Annotated in this window: 23 protein-coding genes; 18 read left to right on the forward strand and 5 right to left on the reverse strand. The window is 29.4% G+C overall.

Annotated features, from left to right (window positions below):
- Positions 1-45: 45 nt before the first annotated feature.
- The 3 genes from FAY47_RS03365 (at position 46) to FAY47_RS03375 (ending at position 5,273) form a co-directional block, all read left to right on the forward strand.
- Positions 46-1,578 carry a DUF2828 family protein gene (locus FAY47_RS03365; RefSeq protein ID WP_143315004.1) on the forward strand — a complete coding sequence of 511 codons (1,533 nt, stop codon included), beginning with the start codon at positions 46-48 and terminating at the stop codon, positions 1,576-1,578.
- Positions 1,579-1,741: 163 nt separating this feature from the next.
- Positions 1,742-2,947, forward strand: coding sequence for an iron-containing alcohol dehydrogenase (locus tag FAY47_RS03370; RefSeq protein WP_243129527.1), 1,206 nt, complete (start codon positions 1,742-1,744; stop codon positions 2,945-2,947).
- 142 nt (positions 2,948-3,089) lie between these two features.
- Complete coding sequence (locus tag FAY47_RS03375; RefSeq protein ID WP_143315005.1) at positions 3,090-5,273, forward strand: DNA topoisomerase III; 2,184 nt, start codon at positions 3,090-3,092, stop codon at positions 5,271-5,273.
- A 172-nt stretch (positions 5,274-5,445) separates the two neighbouring features.
- Here FAY47_RS03375 and FAY47_RS03380 read toward each other — a convergent pair whose 3' ends face one another.
- The gene (locus FAY47_RS03380; RefSeq protein WP_143315006.1) at positions 5,446-6,021 is read right to left on the reverse strand and encodes a TetR/AcrR family transcriptional regulator; all 576 of its coding nucleotides are present in this window, start codon (positions 6,019-6,021) and stop codon (positions 5,446-5,448) included.
- A gap of 230 nt (positions 6,022-6,251) precedes the next feature.
- Between FAY47_RS03380 and FAY47_RS03385 the strand changes: the two genes are divergently transcribed.
- The 3 genes from FAY47_RS03385 to FAY47_RS03395 all read left to right on the forward strand — a co-directional run bounded on the left by FAY47_RS03385 (position 6,252) and on the right by FAY47_RS03395 (position 10,303).
- Positions 6,252-7,574: a glycosyltransferase gene (locus FAY47_RS03385; protein ID WP_143315007.1), complete on the forward strand. Its 1,323-nt coding sequence runs from the start codon at positions 6,252-6,254 to the stop codon at positions 7,572-7,574.
- Positions 7,575-7,617: 43 nt separating this feature from the next.
- A complete protein-coding gene (gene galU, locus FAY47_RS03390; protein ID WP_143315008.1) occupies positions 7,618-8,478 on the forward strand; it encodes a UTP--glucose-1-phosphate uridylyltransferase GalU in 861 nt (286 codons plus the stop codon).
- 433 nt (positions 8,479-8,911) lie between these two features.
- A complete protein-coding gene (locus FAY47_RS03395; protein ID WP_143315009.1) occupies positions 8,912-10,303 on the forward strand; it encodes an amino acid permease in 1,392 nt (463 codons plus the stop codon).
- Positions 10,304-10,426: 123 nt separating this feature from the next.
- On the opposite strand, the gene FAY47_RS03400 is transcribed toward FAY47_RS03395, so the two are convergent.
- On the reverse strand, positions 10,427-11,329 hold the full coding sequence (locus FAY47_RS03400; protein ID WP_143315010.1) for an aldo/keto reductase: 903 nt from the start codon (positions 11,327-11,329) through the stop codon (positions 10,427-10,429).
- Between the two features lie 318 nt (positions 11,330-11,647).
- Between FAY47_RS03400 and FAY47_RS03405 the strand changes: the two genes are divergently transcribed.
- The 10 genes from FAY47_RS03405 (at position 11,648) to FAY47_RS03450 (ending at position 20,288) form a co-directional block, all read left to right on the forward strand.
- On the forward strand, positions 11,648-12,148 hold the full coding sequence (locus FAY47_RS03405) for a GNAT family N-acetyltransferase (RefSeq protein WP_143315011.1): 501 nt from the start codon (positions 11,648-11,650) through the stop codon (positions 12,146-12,148).
- A 48-nt stretch (positions 12,149-12,196) separates the two neighbouring features.
- A complete protein-coding gene (locus FAY47_RS03410; protein ID WP_243129528.1) occupies positions 12,197-12,553 on the forward strand; it encodes a cupin domain-containing protein in 357 nt (118 codons plus the stop codon).
- A 59-nt stretch (positions 12,554-12,612) separates the two neighbouring features.
- The gene (locus tag FAY47_RS03415; protein ID WP_143315012.1) at positions 12,613-13,764 is read left to right on the forward strand and encodes a sensor histidine kinase; all 1,152 of its coding nucleotides are present in this window, start codon (positions 12,613-12,615) and stop codon (positions 13,762-13,764) included.
- 4 nt (positions 13,765-13,768) lie between these two features.
- Positions 13,769-14,410 (forward strand): response regulator transcription factor, encoded by a 642-nt coding sequence (locus FAY47_RS03420; protein WP_143315013.1) that lies wholly within the window; start codon positions 13,769-13,771, stop codon positions 14,408-14,410.
- An 83-nt stretch (positions 14,411-14,493) separates the two neighbouring features.
- Positions 14,494-15,429, forward strand: coding sequence for an ABC transporter ATP-binding protein (locus FAY47_RS03425; protein ID WP_143315014.1), 936 nt, complete (start codon positions 14,494-14,496; stop codon positions 15,427-15,429).
- 8 nt (positions 15,430-15,437) lie between these two features.
- The gene (locus tag FAY47_RS03430; protein ID WP_143315015.1) at positions 15,438-16,526 is read left to right on the forward strand and encodes an ABC transporter permease; all 1,089 of its coding nucleotides are present in this window, start codon (positions 15,438-15,440) and stop codon (positions 16,524-16,526) included.
- Between the two features lie 20 nt (positions 16,527-16,546).
- Complete coding sequence (locus FAY47_RS03435) at positions 16,547-17,578, forward strand: ABC transporter permease (RefSeq protein WP_143315016.1); 1,032 nt, start codon at positions 16,547-16,549, stop codon at positions 17,576-17,578.
- A gap of 106 nt (positions 17,579-17,684) precedes the next feature.
- On the forward strand, positions 17,685-18,287 hold the full coding sequence (locus tag FAY47_RS03440; RefSeq protein ID WP_143315017.1) for a zinc dependent phospholipase C family protein: 603 nt from the start codon (positions 17,685-17,687) through the stop codon (positions 18,285-18,287).
- A gap of 57 nt (positions 18,288-18,344) precedes the next feature.
- A complete protein-coding gene (locus FAY47_RS03445; protein WP_143315018.1) occupies positions 18,345-19,784 on the forward strand; it encodes a DEAD/DEAH box helicase in 1,440 nt (479 codons plus the stop codon).
- 18 nt (positions 19,785-19,802) lie between these two features.
- A complete protein-coding gene (locus tag FAY47_RS03450; protein WP_185966704.1) occupies positions 19,803-20,288 on the forward strand; it encodes a nucleoside deaminase in 486 nt (161 codons plus the stop codon).
- Positions 20,289-20,330: 42 nt separating this feature from the next.
- Here the strand turns inward: FAY47_RS03450 and FAY47_RS03455 are convergent, their stop codons facing one another.
- The 3 genes from FAY47_RS03455 to FAY47_RS03465 form a co-directional block, all read right to left on the reverse strand.
- A complete protein-coding gene (locus FAY47_RS03455) occupies positions 20,331-20,948 on the reverse strand; it encodes a hypothetical protein (RefSeq protein ID WP_143315019.1) in 618 nt (205 codons plus the stop codon).
- A 73-nt stretch (positions 20,949-21,021) separates the two neighbouring features.
- Entirely contained in the window at positions 21,022-22,002 is a 981-nt protein-coding gene (locus tag FAY47_RS03460; RefSeq protein WP_143315020.1) for an alpha/beta hydrolase, read from the reverse strand.
- Positions 22,003-22,127: 125 nt separating this feature from the next.
- Entirely contained in the window at positions 22,128-22,535 is a 408-nt protein-coding gene (locus FAY47_RS03465; RefSeq protein ID WP_143315021.1) for a thioesterase domain-containing protein, read from the reverse strand.
- A 391-nt stretch (positions 22,536-22,926) separates the two neighbouring features.
- Between FAY47_RS03465 and FAY47_RS03470 the strand changes: the two genes are divergently transcribed.
- Both FAY47_RS03470 and FAY47_RS03475 read left to right on the forward strand, forming a co-directional pair.
- The gene (locus FAY47_RS03470; RefSeq protein ID WP_143315022.1) at positions 22,927-23,388 is read left to right on the forward strand and encodes a MarR family transcriptional regulator; all 462 of its coding nucleotides are present in this window, start codon (positions 22,927-22,929) and stop codon (positions 23,386-23,388) included.
- Positions 23,388-24,368: a beta-ketoacyl-ACP synthase III gene (locus FAY47_RS03475; protein ID WP_143315023.1), complete on the forward strand. Its 981-nt coding sequence runs from the start codon at positions 23,388-23,390 to the stop codon at positions 24,366-24,368. Before FAY47_RS03470 ends, FAY47_RS03475 begins: the two co-directional genes overlap by 1 nt.
- The last annotated feature ends 46 nt before the right edge of the window (positions 24,369-24,414 follow it).

Raw genomic sequence — 24,414 nt, forward strand, 5'->3', positions numbered from 1 at the left:
ATGTAAGGTGTCTTGTTTATTTTCTAGGACAAAGGAGGGAATACCTTGAGTTTTGAATTTTTTAATTCTTTAAAAAAAGATATATTTTATTCAGAAGAAGAGTTGTATGAAGATCTTGAAGAATATTCACTTGTTGAAGATGTCCAAAATGATAGCTTGCTAAATTTTTATGCAAAGGCAGGTTTTCTAAGAGGAGAAAAAGAGGAAAAAATAATTAATTTATTTATGGATGCATATGATGAAGATCCTATATCCTCCATGAAATTACTGTTTTACGTTAGAGATAAAGAGAAAGGTTTGGGAGAAAGAAGAGTCTTTAGAATTATTTTAAACCATCTTGGGAGAATTAATAGTTCATACTTAGCTGCCAATATAAATCTTATTCCGATTTATGGTAGATGGGATGATTTATATAGCTTGTTTGATACCAATCTTCAAGGGAGGGCTATTAGCTTAATCCGTAAACAAATAGGTATTGATTTAAAATCAGAAAATCCATCTACACTGAGTAAATGGTTAAAATCAGAAAATTCTTCATCTGAGGAATCAAAGGAATTAGCGAAGAAAACAAGATTAGCTTTAGATTTGACTTCAAAGGAATATAGAGTATTACTTTCTCATCTTAGAAAAAGAATTAAACCAGTAGAAACTATTATAAGTAGAGGGAACTGGAATAAAGTTAAATATGGCGAATTAAGTTCAGGTGCTATGCATAAGTATAGCAAAGCTTTTTTTAAACACGATAAAGAAAGATATATGGATTATTTAGATATATTAAAAAGTCAAAAGATAAAAAAAGATGAAGTTTTAAGTTTCGGACATATATATCCATATAATATAGTTAAAAGTATAATTGAAGATTCAAGCAATGAGGAAAATTATTATCGGGAGATGTGGGAAAAAGTATTAAGCAACTTTAATTGCAAATACGGAGATACTATAGTATGTTTAGGAATGTCAGAAAAAAGTATTAATAAACTTTACAAGCCATCAATCTTCTATGGGGGGATTGGAACTGCATTATATTTATTAGATAAAAATAGAGGTAAATATAAAGATTACATTATTACTATGAATCCAAAGCCAAATTTGGTGAAAATAAGAACAGAAGTTTTGGGAGAGAGAATTGAAGAAATTACTAAAAAGTCAGTGACTGATGAGGTGAATGTAGAATCAGTTTTAGATATAGTTTTATTTGCGGCTATAAAAAATAGTATTAATCAAAATTCAATACCAAATAGAATTCTATTTATTCTAGAAGATAAGTGCAAAATTTCTTTTAGCGAAGAAAGACATTCTAATCACAAAGATTATTTTTTTGATGATAAAGATTATAATAGAATTAAGGAAAAGTGGGATAAAAGTGGATATCGAATACCAGACCTTTGTTTTTGGAGAATTGATGGTTATAAGGAAAATAGTAAAGTAATAGTTGATAGTAATGGCTTCCAGTATGCATTTGGTTATTCTAATGAGATATTTAAGTTTATTATAAAAGGAGAGAACTTATCTTCTACTAGTCTAGTTGATGAAGTGTTATCAAATATTAGATATAGTAAGATATGTAGTGATATATAAAAAATGCTGAAATAACTTCAGCATTTTTTTATATATTATCTTTAGTTGTGAAAATATTTATCTTGATTTTATGGACATAAATGGTAATAAGATGTATTCTGTTTTAGAGAAATAAATTTTAAATGAACAGATATGATAAATAAATTAGAGAGGAGAATATGGTGTGATTTGGACAATAAAAAAAGGATATTATAGGTTAAATCAAGCTGTTTTTAGAGCTGTTCTAAAAAGAATAAAATATAAGGAACAAAAGATAGTTTCAGGAGAAGGAAGTATTAATAAGCTGCCAGAGTTAATTAAAGAAACTGGAATAAACAATGTTTTAATTGTAACTGGTAAGATAATAATGAGTCTTGGATTAGTAGATGAGTTAATTGAGGGCTTAAAGAAAAATGACATAAAATATACTGTTTTTAATAATGTTCAAGCAAATCCAACTGTAGAAAATATCGAAGAAGGATTAAAATATTATGAAGAAAATAGTTGCCAAGCTATAATTGCCTTTGGAGGAGGGTCTCCAATGGATTGTGCTAAAATTATAGGGGTAAGAGCTACAAATAAGAATTTACAAGTTAAGGAACTTAAAGGACTTTTAAAGATTAAAAATTCTATGCCACCATTTTTTGCAGTACCAACTACAGCAGGAACTGGATCTGAAAGTACAGTTGCAGCAGTAGTTACAGATTCAGTTGATCATGAAAAGTACGCTATAGGAGATCCAAAACTTATGCCAGAATGTGCAGTTCTAGATCCTAAATTAACTATTGCATTGCCAAAGCATGTTACTGCAGCAACAGGGGTAGATGCATTAACCCATGCAATAGAAGCTTTTGTAGGAAATGATGGCACACCATTTACAGATGAACATGCCTTAAAGGCTATTAAAATGATTTTTGAAAATTTAGAACTTGTATATAATGATGGCAGTAACATAGATGGACGTAATAGCATGCTTTTAGCATCAAATTATGCAGGTTTAGCATTTACAAGAGCATATGTAGGTTATGTTCATGCAATAGCACATGCCTTGGGAGGATTATATGGTGTATCTCATGGATTAGCTAATGCAATTGTACTTCCATATGTATTAGAATTTTATGATGAATCAGTTTATAGCAAGTTAGCGAAGATTGCTACATATGTAGGTATAGAAGGAAAATCAGAAAAAGATTTGGCTGTAAAGGTAGTTGAAAGAATTAAGGAAATGAATAGAAATATGGATATACCTACAAAGGTAAAGAAATTACAAAAAAAGGATTTTCATATTATTGCAAAGAGAGTTATGAAGGAAGCTAATCCAGCATATCCTGTCCCTAAAATTATGAATGAAGATGAGTGTAAAGATATATTAAGAAAACTTATGGCTTAGAATAAAAACGCAGGAAAGACTAAAAAACTTTCCTGCGTTTTTTACATTAGACTATTTATAAAATATATATGATTTATTAGGCTTATTTTAAAAGTTAGGTTATAATGATTATTAGAATAAACAGAGAAATAGGAGATAAGAAATGAGTAAAATATTAGTACTAGCTGAAAAACCTTCAGTTGGGAGAGATTTAGCAAAGGTTTTGAAATGTAATAATAATAAAGGAAGTTATATAGAAGGAAGCAAGTATATAGTAACTTGGGCATTAGGGCATTTAGTTGGTCTTATGGATCCAGAAGGTTATGGAGATAAATATAAAACTTGGAGTATTGAGACACTTCCAATGCTACCTAAGTATATGAAGCTTAGCATATTAAAAAAAACAGGAAAGCAGTTTGCTTCAGTTAAAAAACAACTTTTAAGAGATGATGTAAGTGAAATAGTTATAGCTACAGATGCAGGGCGTGAGGGAGAACTTGTAGCAAGATGGATAATTGAAAAGGCAGGAGTTAAAAAGCCCCTTAAAAGACTTTGGATATCATCACAAACAAACAAAGCTATTTTAGATGGATTTAATAATTTAAAAGACGCAAAAGCATATGAAAATCTTTATAGAGCAGCAGTATGTAGAGCAGAAGCTGACTGGCTTGTTGGATTAAATGTAACAAGAGCCTTGACTTGCAAATATAATGCTCAATTATCAGCTGGACGTGTACAGTCACCAACTTTAGCTATGATAGTTAATAGAGAAGAAGAGATTAAAAACTTTAAGCCAGTAGATTATTATACAATTAATGCAAAAGGAAATGGATTTACTTTAAATTGGATAAATGATAAGGGAAATTCATCTATATTTAAAGAAGACTTTGCAAATTCAGTTGTAGCTAAGACAAAAGGAGGAGTAGGAGAAGTAATAGATGTAAATAAAACAACTAAGAAAAAGTATTCTCCAGCTCTTTATGATTTAACAGAACTACAAAGGGATGCTAATAAAATATGGGGATATTCTGCAAAACAAACATTAAACATAATGCAAAGACTATATGAAAATCATAAGGTATTAACTTATCCAAGAACTGATTCAAGATATGTTACTACAGATATAGTAGCTACTATTCCTGATAGATTAAAAGCTGTTGGAACTGGGGAATATAGAGCTATTACAGAAGGCTTATTGAAATCAGGAGTAAAGGCTAATAAGAGTTTTGTTGATAACAGTAAGGTAAGTGATCACCACGCTATTATTCCAACAGAAGAAAAGGGAAGTTTAGCAAATTTAAGTAGCGAAGAAAAACATATTTATAATCTTGTAATTAAGAGATTTTTAAGCGTATTACTACCACCTTATGAATATGAACAAACTACTATAAAGGTATCTATTAATGGAGAAAACTTTATAGCTAAAGGAAACATTACTAAGAGTAAGGGCTGGAAGAAGCTTTATGAAAAAGATTCTTTTGATGAGGAAGAACAAAATCAAGAGCTACCTGAGATTAAAAAGGGAGATAAGATTCAAATAGCTGGAGTAAATCTAGTTAAAAAGCAAACTACACCACCAGCAAGATTTAATGAAGCTACACTTTTATCAGCTATGGAAAATCCTCATAAATATATGCAGGTTGAAAAGGAAGCGGCTAAAACTTTAGGAGAAACAGGGGGCCTTGGAACAGTTGCAACACGTGCCGATATTATAGAAAAACTGTTTAATTCCTTTGTTATAGAGAAGAGAGGTAAGGAAATAGTTCCAACTTCAAAGGGAAAACAACTTATAGATCTTGTACCAACAGATTTAAAATCGCCTCTTTTAACTGCTAAGTGGGAAAAAGAACTTGATGATATAGCTAAGGGAAAAGCAAATTCAAAAGCATTTGTTGATAATATGAAGGGATATGCTACTAAACTTGTTACTGATGTTAAAGGAGGAACTTCTAAGTTCCATCATGACAATCAAACAGGTAGAAAGTGTCCTAACTGTGGTAAGTACTTACTTGAAGTAAAGGGTAAGAATGGAACAATGTATGTATGCCAAGATAGAGAATGTGGATATAGAGAAAATGTTGCAAGACTTACTAACGCTAGATGTCCTGAGTGTAAGAAGAAATTAGAGCTTAGAGGACAAGGGGAAGGTAAAATCTACGTTTGTCCAGGAACTAACTGTAACTTTAGAGAAAAGGCTAGCCAATTCGAAAAGAGATTTGATAAGACTGGTAAGGTAGATAAGAGGCAAGTTAATAATTATATGAAGAAACTTAAGAAGGAAGCAGAACAAGCGGAAGAAAGTCCATTTGCTGCACTTCTTGGTGGATTAAAATTTGATGATAAATAGTAGTAATAAGTAAATTATGATTTAATTAAATTGTTAAACAAAAGAAAGACAAAAATATAACTGGAAATGAAATTTCCAGTTATATTTTTATCTAATATTCAATTTACAATAGTTATTCTATATTCTCAAGAAATATCATAACTGCTGATTGTTGCTGAATTCTAGTAGTAAATTAAAAAAACAAGTTTGAATTATTTGTGATAATTTTACTTAGCTCAATTGAAAGTTCATTAAGTGAACTTTCAATTTCACCACGGCACCATACTTGAAATATATTAATTATACCACCAGTAAAGAAATGCGCTTGTATAAGAAATTCAGGCGTTTTCTTTATGTGCTTTTGGATGTCACTATCATTTTCCATATAATTTACAAATATATTCTTGAGTTTTACAAGGAATTGTTCAGAACCATTTGAATTGATCAGAATTTTATAGAAATCTAAATCATCTTCTAGCCACTTTGAAATCTTTAAAAGAAGTGGCAGAGGATTTTGAAAAAAATTCTTATAGTGTGATTCGCCCAAGAATTCCAACAATTTTTCTATAATATCATTTTCAATTTGCTCAATAACTGCTCGTGTATCTTGATAGTGGGCATAAAAAGTTCCACGATTAATATAAGCACGGGTAACAATATCTGTAACTGTAATCTTTTCTAAATTTTTTTCTTGCATCAAATCAACAAATGCTTGACGAATTAATCGCCGTGATCTTATGGCACTTTTATATTCTGCTTTTCCACCCATATGTATGCTCCTCAAAAAAAGTTTCTAAAATCCAACAGATTAAATCAGATATGTCCAATTTTGAATATATCTAGAGAATCTGATGGTTGTTTCATATATTTAAGCCCATTATAATATAATTACAAACAAAGTTCAACATGTGTTTTATTTTGATAAAGTATATAATATTAAAAGAATGTTAAAATAGGAAATTATAAATATTTAAAATATGTTAAGAAAGGAAGGATACAATGTCTAAAATCATATTTTTTGCTCAACCAACTATGGGACATACAAATGCAATGTTAAGTATTGCGGTAAGATTAAAAGAACTTGGACATGATGTTTCGTTTGTGGTTCCTACTGTAGAGAGAGTTTCTAAAAAAGTAATTGATAGGTTCCCAGAGTTTGTTAAAACTGCCTTGTCAGTACCTGAAAAGGTGAAAGTAAACGAAATTAACTACATTAGTATAGATATGCCTAATAAATTATGTTTTAAATATATGCTATTGCCTTTGGCTAAAGGCTTTACAGAAACTCAATATGCTATGAATGTATTTTCAGATTGTTTATATAAATATTCTAAACTAATTGAAGATATTGTCTTAAAGGAAAAACCGGATGTGATAGTGAATGATTTTTTCTTTTTGCCTCCATATATTGTTGCAGAAAAATACACTATTCCCTGTATAACTATATATCATAGTGGATTACCCTTTAGCGGAGATGGCATACCACCATTTGGAAGTGGATTAGATATAAATGGACAATGGGGATGGAAAGGAAAACTATATCATAATCTTTCAAGAAATACTAATAAATTAGTAACAAAAAGATATGTCAAAGCTTGTAAAAGAATGGGCATTTCAGATATTAGAGAAGTTGATTGGAGTAAACCATATTCAAAATGGCTAAATTTATTACTTACAGTAAAAGAAGTTGAAGCACCAAGAGAATTAAATAATAGTACAATTTTTGTAGGGCCATGCGTTTCGTGTAAACGAGTAGATCTAATAGAAAAATTTCCTTTTGAAGTTTTGAGAGATGATGTTTCAAAAATATATGTATCTCTGGGAACGGTATTTAATAATAAACCTGAAGTTTTCAAAAAAATCTTGAATGGAATTGAAAAAGAGAATTTTCAAGTTATAGTTAGTGCTGGAGGATCTTATGACAAACTAATGAAATGTGGATTTGGTGATAATATATTGATATTTAAAAGAGTGCCTCAACTTGAAATTTTAAAAAAGGTTGATCTTGTTATTAGTCATGGTGGAAATAATACAATAAATGAAACTTTGGCAGCTGGAAAACCAATTGTTGTGATACCTATAGGTGGTGAACAGGGAGACAATGCTAGTAAAATTGAGTATTTAAAGGTTGCTAAGAAAATAAATATTTCAAATTTTAGTAGTAATGAAGTATTAGAAAAAGTGAAAAGTATCCTTGATGATCCTATATATAAGGAAAATGCTGATAGGATTAGAGAAATCATAAGTAAAACGGATGGAGTTAATACTTCTGTTGAATTAATAAATTGGGTAGCTGAAAACGGAAAGACTATACTTATTTAAAAGGTTACTTAATTAATTAATATAAGAAAGGGTTGAAATAAATATGAAAGTGAAAAAAGCAGTAATTCCTGCAGCTGGACTAGGTACAAGATTTTTATCAGCTACAAAAGCACAGCCAAAGGAAATGTTACCTATAGTAGATAAACCAACAATTCAATATATAGTAGAGGAAGCTGTTGCTTCTGGTATAGAAGAAATATTGATAATTACAGGAAGGAATAAAAGAGCCATAGAAGATCATTTTGATAAATCAGTAGAATTGGAAGATGAACTTGAAAGTAAGGATAAAGAAGAATTACTTGAATTAGTACAAAATATAAGTAATTTAGTTAACATATATTATATACGCCAAAAAGAACCTAAGGGATTAGGTCATGCAGTAAGCCTTGCAAAAACCTTTGTTGGTGATGAAACTTTTGCAGTAATGCTTGGTGATGATATAGTGGATAGTGAGGTTCCTTGTCTTAAGCAGCTAATAAATTGTTATGATGAATATAAAACTACAATATTAGGAGTACAACCAGTTTTTGAATCCGAGGTGGAAAAGTACGGTATAATAGACGGTGTTGAAGTTGAAAAGGATGTTTATAAGGTTAAAGATATGATAGAAAAGCCTAGGATTGAAGAAGCACCAACTAATATAGCTGTTTTAGGAAGATATATAATAACACCTAATATATTTGATGTACTTGAAAAAGTTGAGCCTGGAAGGGGTGGGGAAATACAATTAACTGACGCAGTAAAAGAAATTGCAAGAAAAGAAGCTGTATATGCCCACTCTTTTGAGGGGATAAGATATGATGTTGGAGACAAGTTTGGATTTTTACAAGCTAATATAGATTATGCATTAAAGAGAGCAGATTTAAGAGAAAAACTTATACCATACATTTCAAGTATTCAATAAATTGCAAGGCATTCCTAGAGCGTAATCATTAATTGAGTACGCTCTTTTAAATTGTATATCAGTATGGTACTTGCTTTTACATAGGGAAATCTAAAGGATATGTACCTAAAGATGCTATAACAAAGTCAAAAAGAAATATAAACTAAAAACGCAGATAATCTAGTATATAATACAATAAATACATATATTTGATTTTATTTTTTAATATAAAAATTTAAACAGAAAACTATTTGTTAATTTTTTGGGGAGAAAATGAGTGAAAATTATCAAAATATTAATTACTCACCTTAAATAATCTGAAAATGAAAAAAAATATGTCATTTTGTTGTATTTTTATAATTTTTAGTGCAATATATAATATGTTGTTAATTATAATAGTGTATAAAGAAATTTTCTTGGGGTATGGAAGTTATAACGTTTTTAGGAGGGCATTATGAATATTTTTAAGAAAAAATCCGTAGATCAAGTTTTGAAAGATGCCAATAAGACAGCTTTAAAGAAAAATCTTAAAGCTAAAGATATAGCTGCTTTTGGTATAGGTGCAGTGGTAGGAGTGGGAATTTTTGTTGCAACGGGAGAAGGTGCACACTTAGCAGGGCCTGCAGTAATTATTTCATTTATCATAGCTGGTATAGTTGCTTGCCTTTGTGCATTAAATTATTGTGAACTTTCAACTATGTTTCCAGTAGCAGGAAGTACATATTCTTATTCCTATATTGTGTTTGGAGAAATAATTGCAATGATAATTGGATGGTGTCTCACTGCAGAATATTTAGTTGCTTGTAGTGCTGTAGCATCTGGATGGTCAGGGACATTTGTTGGTATATTAAAATCAATGGGAATAACATTACCTGCAACTTTTATTGCATCACCAAGTAAAGGTGGAATAGTTGATTTGCCTGCTGTTTTAATTATTGCAGTAATAACTTATATTTTATTTTATGGCATGAAGGAAAGTGCAAGGGTAAATAACCTAATAGTAGGTATAAAAATAGCTATTATTATTATATTTGTAGCCCTTGGGGTAGGACATATAGATACAGCTAATTATCAACCTTTTGCTCCATTTGGATTTGGTGGAATCTTTGCAGCAACAGCTACTATTTTCTTTTCTTTTATAGGTTTTGATGCGATATCAACAGCAGCAGAAGAAGCTGAAAATCCTAAAAGAGATATTCCTTTAGGGCTTATTATTTGTCTAATAGCTGTTACGATACTTTATGTTGCTGTTGCTTTTGTACTTACAGGAATGGTACCATTCAAAGAAATAATTTCTGAAAATGCTGTACCAGGGGCTTTAGCAAGTGTAGGTATTAATTGGGGTGCAGCATTAGTTGGAACAGGAGCTATACTTGGAATGATCTCTACTATGATGGTAGTACTTTATGGTCAAGTTAGAGTGTTTATGGTTATGTCAAGAGATGGACTTTTGCCAAAAATATTTTCAAAGGTACATCCTACACATAAAACGCCATATGTTTCAACAATTATAACTGGTAGTATAGCAGCAGTAATAGCTGGATTTTTGCCATTAGATTTCATTGTGCAATTTTTAAGCATAGGAACATTAATAAGCTTTATAGTTGTATCATTAGCTGTTATAGTACTTAGAATTACTATGCCAAATTTCAAAAGAATGTTTAAAGCTCCTGGAGTTCCATTTACTCCAGCAATAGCAATAATATGTTGTTTAGTATTATTGAGTAGATTACATATAAAAACTTGGATAGGATTTCTAGTTTGGCTTTTCATAGGACTTTTAATGTATTATTTTTATGGAAGAAAGCATAGCTTGCTACAACATGAAGAAAACAGAGAAGAGTAATGGAAATTTTAGTAATAAGTAAAAGCAAATCTTAAAATGAAAAGTATATCTTGTTATGATGAGTAACAAAATATACTTTTTTATTATATAAATGGTCTTTTATATAGATTAAATTATTTAGGTCTATGGAATATCATGACCTAATGAAGCAACATAAATTTCAAACCATTGTTCTTTTGTTAATTTGATTTTTGTAGCATTAACGGCAGAATGTATACGGTTTAAATTGCTGGAGCCAACAATTGGAATCATCTTGGCAGGATGATTTAGAAGCCAGGCATATGCAATTTCATCAATTGAACTCGCAGAAGTCTCCCATTTTACCTTTTCTAATACTTTTCTAATATTTAATGTTTTAGTATCTTCATTAGTAAATAATGTGCCGCCAGCAAGTGGAGACCATACCATTGGAGAAATTCTTTTTTCTAGCATTAAGTCAATAGTGCCGTTTTTAAATTGTTCTAAGTTTAAGATTGAAGCTTCAATTTGGTTGGTGACCAAAGGAAAATCTAAATAGGAACTTAGTAAGTTGAATTGTGATGGGAGAAAGTTAGAAACACCAAAATTTAAGACTTTCCCATCTTTTTTTAACTTGGTAAATGCCTCAGAAACTTCTGAAGGATCCATTAACGGATCAGGCCTATGTATTAATAATAAATCAATATAGTCTGTATTAAAGTTTTTAAGAGAATTGTTAACAGAATTAATTATATGACTGCTGCTAGTGTTATAAATATGTGCCTTGTAATTTGGTCTTTTTTCACATGGAAAGACTATGCCACATTTGGTTACTAATTGAATTTCTTTTCTAAGTGATGGTTTTAGTGAAAGGGCTTCTCCAAACTTTTCTTCACAGGTAAAAGCGCCATATATATCAGCATGATCCATAGTAGTAATACCTAGAGAAACTACCTCTTCTATTAATTTTAAAAGTTCTTCTTTTGATAAATTCCATTGATCCAATCTCCAGTATCCATGTACGATTTTGGACATAGATAGAGATTCGTTTAATTTAACGTTCATCATAAACAATCATCTCCTACTAAAAGTCATAAATATAATTATAGTTTAAGCTATTATATCATTTACAAAACTTATTTGTAATGATTTATCTACTTGGTATTGAAATTATTTTGGTAATATTTTAAATAGCAAAGTTAAGTATATTCTTGTATGGTAGTATTCTTAAGAATATGCTGATTTAATGCTGGTTTGCATAGAATTTATTTAAAAATGGTTGTAAATTAAAACCTATTATTATATGCTAAAAAGTAGGGAAGTTTTTGATAAATTATAGAATATTGGCAGAAGTAATTATATTTACAAATGATTGGGGGAGTTAATATGAAGATTGAGATAATTAAAATGGAAAAATATCATTGGGAAAATGTAAAAGATATATATTTTCAAGGGATTAGCACTAATATAGCCACTTTTCAAAGAAGCGTTCCAACATTTCAGGAATGGGATAGTAGTCATATAAAGGAATGTAGGTTAGTTGCTAGCTTTGGAGAAAAAGTTTTAGGATGGACTGCTTTAAGTAAAGTTTCTAGCAGATGTGTTTATAATGGTGTGGCAGAAGTAAGTATTTATATAGGAGAAGAGTTCAGAGGAAAAGGGGTTGGGAAGGCTTTATTGAATGCTCTTATAAAAGAATCAGAAGAAAATGGATTTTGGACACTGCAATCAGGAATAATTAGAGAAAATGTAAAAAGTATAGAATTACATAAAATGTGTGGGTTTAGAGAACTAGGAATAAGAGAAAAGGTTGCAAGAATGAGTAACGGTGTATGGCATGATGTAGTTTTAATGGAGCGTAGAAGTGCTGTTACAGGAATAAATTAGATTTTGAGAGGAATGATTAAAATGGACCAGTTAAATATATATAATAAAATGGATTCAATTTTTGCTAAGAAAGCTAATGGTACAGAAGTAAATTATTTCATATTTGATGAATATGAAATTCATTTAAATAACATGCCTCCAAATTCAATACAAGAATGGCATAAACATTTAACAATTGAAGAATCACTTTTAGTTACAAAAGGTGAAGTAAGTGTTAAATGGAGAGATGATAAGAGGGAGTATAGTAAAAAGGTAACTAAAGATATGATAGTTAGAGTGAAAGATTCTATTCATACTATTGAAAATATAACAAATGAATGGGCGAAATTTGTTGTTTTTAGAATGGTTCCATCTGGTGAGAGTAAACGAGATATTATTAAAAATGATAAAATAAATATTTTATAGTCAATATGCTTTTAAGGAACATAGTTATAAAAATATAATGCTAGACAGGATTGTTGCTAATGTATAAAAGTAAGGAATTATTAGCTGTAAGATATATAAGTTTTTTTATATTGTTTGTACAGATATTTATAGAAAATAATAATGATAAATTTTTAAGTACCATTTTTATATTGAGTATTATAATAAATAATCAATTAAGGATTAATTTTATTGAAGATAGTAAAAAGTTATGTTTATCCGTTTTTATTGAAGTGATTATAGTATCATTTAGTGAGTGTTATTTTGGAGGATGTATTGTATTTTACCTGCTTGGAGCATTAATAGATGTATTTGTAATTAAAAATAAAGCTAGTAAGAATTTGTTGATAATTATGATTAATTTAATTTCAGTAATAATATCTATAACAAATTGGAGTGAGGAATGGTTTGTTACAATGTTTTTATTACCGATAATTACATTTTTGTTAGCTTATGTTGAAAAACTTTATAATAGTAAACTAGATGCTCAAAGTCTTTATGATAAATTAAGAATATCTGAAATAAAGCTTAAAGAAGTAAATAAAAATCTTGAAAACTATGCTGATTCTATTGAAGAATTAACAAGATTAAAAGAACGGAATAGAATCTCAAGGGAAATTCATGACAGTGTTGGACATGCATTATCTACATCAATGATTCAACTAGCTGCTATGGAAAGTATTTCACAAAAAGAAAATCCAAAGATTGGAGAAATGGCAAGAGAATTAAGGAAGTTTATAAATGATAGCCTAATAGATGTAAGAAGTGCTGTTAGGGAATTAAAGTCTGATGAATACGATAGTTATCAAGGGGTTTTTAGACTGGAGGAGATTTGCAAAAATTTCGAAAAACTTTCGGGAGTGAAGATTAAAACACAAATAGCAAAAAGTAATTGGCGTTTGACGCAAAAACAATTTCATCATTTAGAAAAGATAACAAAAGAATCTTTATCTAATTCATTAAAGCATGGTAAAGCTACTTTAATAAATGTAGTAATAAATTCTACTCTAGATGAGTTTGTAATTTCATTCAAGGACAATGGAGTAGGAACTAAAAAAATACTAGAAAGTGGAATTGGCTTAACGGGAATAAGGGAAAGAGTTCAGGAGATGGATGGGATATTGGAAATGAAGTCACAGGAAGGTAAAGGGTTTTTTATTAAAATAATAATACCAAAAGAGATGGAGGGTTAAGACATTGGACAGAATAAAACTTTTAATAGTAGATGATGAAAAACTCATAAGAGAAGGCATAAAAATAATGATGTCAACCTTTGAAGATATTGAAGTTATAGGTACAGCTGAGAATGGATATGAAGCTTTAGAAGTGTGCAAGAGAGAAAATGTGGATATAGTGTTAATGGATATTAGAATGAAAACTTGTGATGGTGTTATGGGAACAAGACTTATTAAAGAACAATTTGAAAAGATTAAAGTTTTAATACTTACTACCTTTAAGGATAAGATGTATATTGAGGAAGCCTTGAATTATGGTGCTTTTGGGTATCTTTTAAAAGACAGTTCTTATGAGGTGATTTATGAAGGAGTCAAAAGTGCACATAAAGGTAATATGGCATTAAATCCACAGGTTGCTAAGGAAATATTCAATTTAAGCAATGGAACGAAAAAGATTAATATAGAAAAGCTTAATCTTTCTGAAAAAGAGGTTAAAATAATTGAAGGAATAGCAAGTGGACTTACCAATAAAGAAATATCAGATAAATTATTTTTATCTGAAGGTACAATAAAAAATAATATAACAAATATACTAGCTAAACTTAAGCTAAGGGATAGAACACAAATTGCAATTTTTGCTTTTAAAAATAGAATAGTGACTTAAGTCATTTAAGTAGTGACTATAAGGTATGGTTAACACTCCTAGGTTATCGTATTATAAATTTAAGATAATCTAGGAGGTTTTTTATGAAGGTTATAGAGATAAATAATATATCTAAACGATTTAGTGATAAGCTTGTTCTTGATAATATAAGCTTTCAGGTAGATAAGGGAGAAATATTTGGGCTACTTGGACCAAACGGTGCTGGAAAGTCTACATTAATAAATATAATTGTTAATATATTGATACCTGATAGTGGGAAAATAGTTATATGTGGCAATGATGTTGTAAAAGACTCAATAGAATCAAAGAAGCACATAGGTTATGTTCCACAAGATATAGCTTTAATGGAGAACTTAAATGCTTATGATAATTTGGAGTTTTTTGGAGTATTATATGGATTAAAAGGAACATTGCTTAAGCATAGAATAAATGAAGTGTTAGATATTGTAGGATTAAGGGATAAGAAAAAGGAAAAGGTTAAAAAATTTTCAGGTGGGATGAAGAGAAGATTAAACATAGCAGCTGCAATTATGCATCATCCGGAGGTTCTAATTTTAGATGAACCAACAGTAGGGGTAGATCCACAATCAAGACAGCATATATTTAATTTTATTAAGAAGATAGGAAAGGAATGGGGGACAACAGTTCTTTATACATCACATTATATGGAAGAGGTTGAAGAGTTATGTGAGAGAGTTATGATTATGGATCTAGGTGTAGAAATTGCTTATGGTAATAAGGAAGATATTAAATATTCAGTATTTCCCAATAATAAAGTAGTTATTGATACAAATGGGATAAAAGGGCAAACTATTTTAAGTATTAGAGAAATTAATGGAGTAATAAAGGTTACAGAGAATGAAAAATCTATAAGCTTAACTGTAAATGATAAGTTTAAGCTTGGGGAGTGTTTGAGAATATTTGAAGAAGAAGATATAAGTGTAAATAAGATCAGCTATGAAGAAGCAAAACTTGAAGATGTTTTCTTAACTCTTACAGGGAAAAATCTTAGGGATTAGGAGAGAAAATGAAACTTTTAGTTTACTTGAAAACAACATTTAAAGGGGTAATTGCAACTTTGGTACCGACTTTAGCTATGTTTATACTATTACCTGTTGTTATAGCAGGAGTCATGGGCTTTGTAAAGAGTGATGAAGGTGAAAATTCATTAAAGTTGAAACAGCTTAAGGTTAGCATTATAGATGAGGATAACTCTAAAGCATCTAATTCATTAATAGAATTTTTAAAAACCGATGATATAAATAAGCTTATAGAAGTAACTAATTATGGTGATGCTTATATTAAGATTCCCAAAGGGTATGAAGAAAGTTTATTATTACAAAAAGATAGCAATATTATATTAGAGGAAAGTGGTAAAGGACATTCTGTATTGAGTACATTAAAGGTTGTAATTGATAAATATCATGAAAATTTAAATTTAGTTCGGCATGGAGAAAATGCTCGGGAATTATCTAAAATATTAAATGAAAGCTTTATAGAGAATGAGATAATTGATTATAAAAAAGATTTGACTTCTTATGAGTTAATGGCATCTACTTTAAGTGAATTTGTAATTAGTATGATGATTCTTAATTTGATTAGAGCTAGTTATGTTGAGGTTTCAAGAAATATAAATATGAGAATTTTAGTCACACCGATAACTAGACAAAGAGTACTAGTATATGAGTCCATTGGAATCTTTTTTTATTCATTCATAATTTTACTTTGCTACACATTATTCTTTAAAGCATTTGGGATAGCCTTTAAGGGAAGTTTATTAGTAATTTTAGAAATAATAATTCCAGCAGCATTATTGATAACAACTATGAGTAAATTTATAACTTGTTGTATTGGTAAAAAATATGGGCAAGTTGTTGGAATTATGATATTTGCTTTGCCAATTTTAGGAATGGAGATGTTTACTGGAAAAGGAAACTTATTAGCTAAATTTGCACCAACACATTATATTACAAAGGCATTTGAGTCGTTCAGTTTAAATGGAAGTATAACAGGGAGTGAGAAAGAATTATTATGGATAATTGGAATTTCAATATTGCTATTTATAATAGTTTTTATAAAAGAAGGGATAAGTAAGGGGGGAAGAAGGTGCGCTTAATAAGGATAACTCTAATCAATATGAAAAGATATTTAAAAAATCCTCTAATTATTATTATGTCATTTGTTTTCCCAGTTGCTATGGCTATTGGAATAATGGGAGATAGTAACGATAATAGTAAAGTTATTGGCATAATTGATAGTGATAAATCTGAGTATTCAGAGAACATTATCGGTAATCTTTCAGATAATTATAAAGTTATAACATATACTGGTATAGCAGAAGAAAATTTTGATGCATTGAGAAATAACCAGGTTGGAGCTTTATATGTAATAGATAATGGCTTTCAGAAAAATATTCAAAACAAAGTAGCACCTCAAATTAAAGCATACAAAAAACAAGATGAAAGTGGTGCTATTATAGCTGAGAATACAATTGATAAGTATATAAAAGAAAAATTACAGGATAATTTCAATGTAAGTAAAAATTTAATATCAACTAGCATTGAAAAAGATGAAAGTAAAGATAATACCGATTTTATCATTGCAACTTTGATGATTTGTTATTTTATGATGATAGGATCATCAATAATTACTGAAGATATTATAAAGTTAAAGGCCTGCAAAGTTTTAAAAAGAACCATAGTTACACCTAATTCTGATAGACAAATATTAGGTGGAATGTTTCTCGGAACTTTTATAATACAGGCAATATTAAGCTCAGTAGCATTTATAGTAGTTAGTGAGGTAATAACCTTAAGTAATATGAACATTTTATTAGGAATACTAGTGATAACTTTATGTAGCTTGGTTTCAACATCAATAATTGTAGCTACAAATAGGTGGATAAAGATACCATCAATGGCGAATTTAACTGTTGTCATGGTTTCTTTAATTAGTTTTATTTTAGGTATTATGAATATGAGTTTACTTGAATTTTCTAATGTGCCAAATATATTTATTAGATTATCATTAATTTCTCCGTTTTATTGGTTTATAGAAATATTAAATAATGTATCTTTAATTAAGGCAATATTCGTTTTGATACTGACTTCTCTAGTATTTTTCACATGTGGTAGCTTTAAACTTAGAGGGTTTATTGAAGAAGACTAAAACATATAAGGTAGGTTAATAAATATTTATTTTATATTAACTTACCTATAATTTGCTCTTAACTTTTTTAAGGTAGAATAAAGAAAAATGTTAGGAGTGATTATATATGGATACATTACTTCATGGAAAACTTGGAAAGATTTTAGGAGAAGATCTAAATAGAAGAGGATACAATATTAATGTAGGTTATTTTATTTATGGGAGTATGTTGCCAGATATAAGTCCATTTTATAGATTTTCAATGCATACTAAAGAAACTAATTATACTGATGTAATTAAACTTATGAAGGATTTAGTGATTGGAAATGACAAGTTAACAGTAAGAAGCATATCTATTAAGTTAGGAATGTTAAATCACTATTTATGTGACTTCTTTACTTTTCCTCATAATAGAGGATTTAAGGAGTCAATAATTCAACATGAGCTTTATGAACAGGTACAAAGAATAGTTCTATGGAGCAAACTTCAGAAAATATGGAATAAGTATTCTGAAGAGGCAAAAATTAAACTAAGAACTTTTGAAGAAATAATAATGTATATTGAAGATATGCATTTGATTTATAATAATAACTTAAGTAATAGAGAAAGAGACATATATTTCATGAGCATATTATCTAGAGCTGTATCTTCTTCGTTATTAGATTTAAGAAGAAAATGTTCTTCTGATATTGAAACAAAAGTTGAGAATATTAAAGTAAGTTGTTTATAAGAATATATGATGTATAATAATAGTTATACATTATATATTTTACATGAGGAGAAAAATATGAATAACGAATTTAATAGATTTAAATTGAGCGAGGATATCTTAAAATCCTTAAAAGCTTTAGATTATAAAAAACCAACAGAGGTTCAAGAAAGTGTTATAAATGAAGCGCTATATAATAAGGACTTAATAGTAAAAGCACAAACAGGAACGGGAAAAACAGCATCTTTTGTTATTCCACTTTGTGAAAAAGTGATATGGGAAGAAAATTTGCCACAGGTTTTAATTCTTAGTCCTACAAGGGAACTTGCAATTCAAATAGCTGAAGATGTAAGAAATATTGGAAGATTTAAAAGGATTAAGGGAATAGCAGTTTATGGAAAGTCGCCTTTTAAGGATCAAGCAAGAGAATTAAAGGGAAAAACTCATATGGTTATTGGGACTCCAGGAAGAGTTTTAGATCATATAGACAGAGGTAGTTTTAATACTAAAGGTATAAGGTATTTAGTTATTGATGAAGCAGATGAAATGCTCAACATGGGCTTTATAAAGCAAGTTGAAGGAATTCTTCGAAGGATACCAAAAAAAAGAGTAACTATGCTTTTTTCAGCTACTTTACCAGAGGAAATAAAAATTCTATGCGAAAAGTATATGAATAAGCCTAAAGATATAGAGGTTAAGAGTGATGGGGTAATTACGGATAAAATAGATCACTATATTTATAGGGCTCTAGAAGAAGAAAAGTTAGATAATTTAATTAGGCTTTTAATTAAAGAGAGACCTGAAACAGCAGTGATTTTTTGCAAGACAAAAGAGAGAGTTGATTTAGTTTATGAAAAGTTAAGAAAAAAAAGATTTTCTATAGATAAAATTCACGGTGGAATGCTTCAAAAAGAAAGAATAGAAGCAATGGAAAGATATAAGAAAGGTGCTTTTAGAATATTAGTAGCTACAGATGTTGCTTCAAGAGGAATTGATGTGGAAGGAATAACTCATGTAGTTAATTTTGATGTGCCAGTTGAAAAGGAAGCCTATGTCCATAGAATAGGAAGGACAGGGAGAGCTGGGAGGAAAGGGAAGGCAATAACTTTTGTTACTTCATATGAAGAGAAACTTTTTGAAGAAATTCAACAATACATAGATTTTAAAGTGCCAGAAAGAAACTTGAAGGAATTAGAATTAAGTAAGGATGAAGAAATAATAGGAAATGAATTTCTTAGGAAGACTGGTACCCAAAAAGCATTAAAAGCAAAAGAGGTTAATAAAGGGATAACAAAGTTATATTTAAACGGAGGAAAAAAGAAAAAGATTAGAGCATTAGATTTAGTTGGAACTATTTCAAACATTAATGGTATTACATCAGAAGATATTGGTATAATTGATATACAAGATATGGGATCTTATGTGGAAATATTAAATGGTAAAGGGAAAATAGTACTTGAAGCTTTACAAAATATGACTGTAAAAGGCAAAAAATTAAGAGTTGAAAAGGCAAGATAAAGTTTGGGGGAGTTTTTGGTGAATGATGAAGAGATAATGAGAAAATGTATAGAGGAAGCTATTAAAGGAGTAAAGAATGGTGAAGGTGGTCCATTTGGAGCGGCTATTGTTAAAGATCATGAAATAATAGCTTTAGGGCATAATACTGTGATTAAGGACAATGATCCAACAGCTCATGGCGAAGTTAATGTAATAAGAGCAGCTTGTGAAAAACTTGGAACATTCCAATTAGATGATTGTATTATTTATACTTCAGCAGAACCATGTCCAATGTGTTTATCAGCTATAATGTGGGCTGGAATAAAAAAAGTATATTTTGGGTGCAGCGCTGAAGACACTGAAAAAATAGGGTTTGCAGATAAATTTATATATGATTTTCTTAGAAATGAAAAACCTATAAATGGATTGGAAGTTATACCTCTATTAAGAGAGGAATCTTTAAAAGCCTTCAATGTTTGGTCAGGAAAAACTGATAAAATTGATTATGATCCAAGAGGAATATAAAAAATAATGGCAGTTGATTGCAATCAGCTGCCATTATTTTTATTACCTAAGTTTTATAGTATTTTCTAAAGTAGGAACATGTTGAAATTGAATTTTTTTGTTATTGTATAAGAAGTCAACTGAATTAATCCATTCACCAGCATATGATGATTGTTTAAAAGTTTCAGTTAATATCTTAGTAGTCACTGCTCCTCCTGTAGTACCTTCAAAATAAGTATTGCCCCATTTTATAGATGTATTATTAGCTAAATCTTTTAAATTTATGGTAGCTTTGTTTATTCCATTTATATTTTCTACCTTAAGAACTTCAATAGGTAGTCCTTTAAATTCTTTTATTGAAAGCTCTTTAGCAAGTTTAGAGAGTTTTTCCTTAAGTGATAAACTATCATCAATTTGAATTGTGCTATCAATTTGTGCTTTCAAGTTATTAATATCAACAGTATAAATTGATAAAGTAACTAATTTAGGAGTAGAAGTATTGGAATTTTTAGTGTCCTTTGATGTTGTATCTGTACTATTTTGTGAATCTTGTTCTTTTTTTTGATTATTAGAATTTTCAGTTAAAGTCTTTGTGTCATTGTCAGGCTTTTCGTTTGAAGAGCAAGATATAAGAGTTAGACCCAAAGTTAGACATAATATAAAGGAAAATAACTTTTTCATAATATACACCTCCTACTATTATTTAATATAATTATATAATAAATAGATAAATATAACAATATCTTATATTATTCTACAAAGGAGAGTTATTAATCATGAAGGTTAAAACTTTGAAAATTAAATTTTTCAAATCTTCATCTCCCAAGTTTGATAAATCATGGTCAGTATTATTAAGTGTAACAAGACTGACTTTATTACCAAAAGCTTTACTAGAATCATACAAATTAGAAGAATTAGTATATGGAACCATAGTGTCAGCCTTGCTATGAACAATAAGGGTCTTAGGAAGCCCTTCTTTTACATAGTTAATGGAGCTAAATTTTTTTATATATTCATCTTTATTTTTTATTGATGAAATGAACGGAATTGATTCTTTAATTGCAAGATTTTCATCTAAACTTGATAGATCAGTAGGACCAAAAAAGTCTATAAGATACTTTATTTTGTAAGGATATTCTTTAAGAGAACCATCATCTACAAATTCTTCATTATCAGAGTAAGTAGCTAAAAGAGAAAGATGTGCTCCGGCAGAGATGCCAATAACACCAATTTCATTTACATTAAAATTATAAGTGGTTTTATTTTTATATATCCATCTTATAGAATCTTTTACATCTGAGACTTGCTTAGAAAAATTCACATTCTTATTTAATAGTTCATAGGAAACGCTTATGATTGTATATCCCTGGTTAAGGAAAGATTTTAAAATTGGTGATAATACCTTGGGGAATTCGCTGTTTCCATAAGCCCAACTTCCGCCATGAACGTAAAGAATTACGGGGGATCCCTTTGATGGTATATTTTCTGGCCTGTAAATATCTAAATATACAGGAGTATTCTTTGTATTTTTGTATTGAATAGTTTCCTTCTTTAAATCATCAGTATTAGCACCAACAAGTAGTGAGGATGAGTCAAGAGAACTAAATTCATTTTTATATAAATCATATTGTCTATATATGTCATAATAAAGTGATAGTCTTTGTCTAAATATTATAGTAATAAAAATGATAGAAATGAGAGAAACTAATAAAAAGTATTTTAAAAATTTTTTCAATTACAATATAACCTCCATTTTATTATTCTTGTAACTTTATCATTTTATTATATACTATTTTTAATAAGTTTTATGAAAAGAATATTATTTTAGTATTTCTAATTTGAATATGTATTGAAAAATTGCTATTCCAATTTGGGGATAAGAGTGTTGTTGATTATATTTACAATCTCCCAAGTATTGTTATCTATAAAGAAATGCCCACCAGAAAACTTTAAAAAAGTACATTTGTTATTAGTATGCTCTTTCCACTTTTCTAGGTTATTGATCGTCAGATAGTCCTTTTCACCATATAAAATTGTGAGATCACAGTTGAGTTTATTAGCTTTAATAGTATATGTGTATTCTTCTACAACTTTAAAATCTGCTCTTAAAACTGGGAGAAAAATTTTAGCCCAATCGTCGTTTTCTAACACTTCTATAGGAGTTTCTCCTAGCCTTAAAAGTTCTTTTTTGAACTCGACGTCGTTTAAATTATGAATGGATCTATAATCACTCTTTATAAAAGAAAATTTATATAACAAAAGGAGCAAAAGAAAAGTTTTGTTTTATGGATGAGAGTGGTGAGTTTCAGTATATGGACAACTATTCTTAAACTTAGTTTTCTTTATATTACTTATAGAAAATAGCATTAATATAGTATTGCTTATTTCAAAATTAGGAGGGGTTTATAGTAATAAAAGTAAAAAAGATGAGGAATAATAACAAAGATTACTAAAAAAAATTTAGAATATGCAAAACCTTCATGTACAAAGAAATGAAATATTAATAGTTTTTACCATGTAAACTTCAAAGTTGTTGACAAAGTATTTTGATTGTAGTATATTTTGAGTATCAAAGTATTTTTGCTGCTTTGGCTATTTCCGGTTCCCATGGGAGAAATTCTTTTGTGGGGCTAGATACTATTAGAAGTGGAGGATTTTAATGGAAGTGGGAAATAGAGTGATGAACAAATTATTCGTTCAGCTTTTTAATGATATTTTGGAAATTGAAGAAAAGACTTTAAAAAATGGGCCACTTCAAGATATTTCTATAACAGAGATGCATACAATTGAAGGAATAGGCATGTATAAAGAAAGAACTATGACAGAAGTTGCTCAAGATTTAAGAATAACTGTTGGAACTTTAACTACAGCTATTAATAAGTTAATTAAAAAGGGCTATGTTGAACGAAAAAGAATAGAAGAAGATAGAAGAGTAGTGCTAATTCGTTTAACAAAGAAAGGAAAACTTGCTTATAGATTACATGAAAAATTCCATAACGATATGGTTAGTCAAACTATCGAGGGATTAAATGAAGAAGAAGAAAAAATATTGATTTCATCCTTAGATAAGATAAATGTATTCTTTAAAGGAAAAATAGTAAGTATTGGTAAGGAGAAATAATGGAAGTGATTAATATTAAAGGGTATGGAGCGTATGCGCCACCCCTTGTAGTATCAAATGAAGATCTTAGTAAAATCGTAGATACTAGCAATGAATGGATTGTAACTAGAACTGGAATTGAGGAAAGAAGAATTTCTCAGGGAGAAGATACATCTATGTTAGCTACAAAAGCGGCTCAAATAGCGTTAAGTAGAGCAGATGTGTTGGCAGAAGAGATTGATTTGATAGTAGTTGCAACAATAACTCCGGATATGGCTACGCCATCTGTTGCGTGTATGGTCCAGAAAGCTACAGGAGCTAAAAATGCTATGGCCTTTGATGTTAGTGCAGCATGCTCTGGGTTTATTTATGGATTAGAAATTGCCTTTTCCATGATGAATAATAATAGTAAGTTTAAAAAAGCTATTGTTATTGGGGCAGAAGTGCTTTCGAAAATATTAGATTGGGAAGACAGAAGTACTTGTGTATTATTTGGAGATGGTGCAGGGGCAGTAGTTTTATCAAAAGAAGAATCAGATGAAAATAAGGTTGTAAGCTTTTATTCATTATCTGAGGGGGAAAAAGGCGATGCTCTTTGTTCAGGATCTTTTGATGTGCTTAATCCGTTTGTTGAAAACCCTATAGTTAAAAATAAAAAGGTAGCAATGGATGGAAAAGAAGTATTTAAGTTTGCTTCAACTGCAATGGTTAATTCTATCAAAGAATTACTAAAGGTAAATAATCTTTCTTTAGATGAAATTGATTATTTAGTACCTCATCAAGCTAATATAAGAATAATAGAATATGCAGCTAAGAAGCTTGGAGTAGGTATAGAAAAATTTTATATAAACTTACAAAAGTATGGAAATACTTCGTCGGCAACTATTCCACTTGCATTAAATGAGATGTATGAAGCTGGAATGCTGACAAAAGGAAAGAAACTGATAATGGTTGGTTTCGGTGGTGGCTTAACATTTGGTTCAACATTGATTGAATTATAAATATAAATTTTTAGTTAGGAATTATTTGATTTTTTAGGAGGATTTT

The organism is Clostridium sp. HBUAS56017 (assembly GCF_007115085.1).
In the GTDB taxonomy this organism is placed as follows: Bacteria; Bacillota; Clostridia; order Clostridiales; family Clostridiaceae; genus Clostridium; species Clostridium cibarium.

What these genes read in the sequence shown, in the direction of transcription:
- FAY47_RS03375 (WP_143315005.1), top strand. Translation starts at nt 3,090, where the DNA reads ATGAGTAAAATATTAGTACTAGCTGAAAAACCTTCAGTTGGGAGAGAT.
- FAY47_RS03380 (WP_143315006.1), bottom strand. Translation starts at nt 6,021, where the DNA reads ATGGGTGGAAAAGCAGAATATAAAAGTGCCATAAGATCACGGCGATTA.
- FAY47_RS03385 (WP_143315007.1), top strand. Translation starts at nt 6,252, where the DNA reads ATGTCTAAAATCATATTTTTTGCTCAACCAACTATGGGACATACAAAT.
- galU (WP_143315008.1), top strand. Translation starts at nt 7,618, where the DNA reads ATGAAAGTGAAAAAAGCAGTAATTCCTGCAGCTGGACTAGGTACAAGA.
- FAY47_RS03395 (WP_143315009.1), top strand. Translation starts at nt 8,912, where the DNA reads ATGAATATTTTTAAGAAAAAATCCGTAGATCAAGTTTTGAAAGATGCC.
- FAY47_RS03400 (WP_143315010.1), bottom strand. Translation starts at nt 11,329, where the DNA reads ATGATGAACGTTAAATTAAACGAATCTCTATCTATGTCCAAAATCGTA.
- FAY47_RS03405 (WP_143315011.1), top strand. Translation starts at nt 11,648, where the DNA reads ATGAAGATTGAGATAATTAAAATGGAAAAATATCATTGGGAAAATGTA.
- FAY47_RS03410 (WP_243129528.1), top strand. Translation starts at nt 12,197, where the DNA reads ATGGATTCAATTTTTGCTAAGAAAGCTAATGGTACAGAAGTAAATTAT.
- FAY47_RS03415 (WP_143315012.1), top strand. Translation starts at nt 12,613, where the DNA reads ATGTATAAAAGTAAGGAATTATTAGCTGTAAGATATATAAGTTTTTTT.
- FAY47_RS03425 (WP_143315014.1), top strand. Translation starts at nt 14,494, where the DNA reads ATGAAGGTTATAGAGATAAATAATATATCTAAACGATTTAGTGATAAG.
- FAY47_RS03430 (WP_143315015.1), top strand. Translation starts at nt 15,438, where the DNA reads ATGAAACTTTTAGTTTACTTGAAAACAACATTTAAAGGGGTAATTGCA.
- FAY47_RS03435 (WP_143315016.1), top strand. Translation starts at nt 16,547, where the DNA reads ATGAAAAGATATTTAAAAAATCCTCTAATTATTATTATGTCATTTGTT.
- FAY47_RS03440 (WP_143315017.1), top strand. Translation starts at nt 17,685, where the DNA reads ATGGATACATTACTTCATGGAAAACTTGGAAAGATTTTAGGAGAAGAT.
- FAY47_RS03445 (WP_143315018.1), top strand. Translation starts at nt 18,345, where the DNA reads ATGAATAACGAATTTAATAGATTTAAATTGAGCGAGGATATCTTAAAA.
- FAY47_RS03455 (WP_143315019.1), bottom strand. Translation starts at nt 20,948, where the DNA reads ATGAAAAAGTTATTTTCCTTTATATTATGTCTAACTTTGGGTCTAACT.
- FAY47_RS03470 (WP_143315022.1), top strand. Translation starts at nt 22,927, where the DNA reads ATGGAAGTGGGAAATAGAGTGATGAACAAATTATTCGTTCAGCTTTTT.
- FAY47_RS03475 (WP_143315023.1), top strand. Translation starts at nt 23,388, where the DNA reads ATGGAAGTGATTAATATTAAAGGGTATGGAGCGTATGCGCCACCCCTT.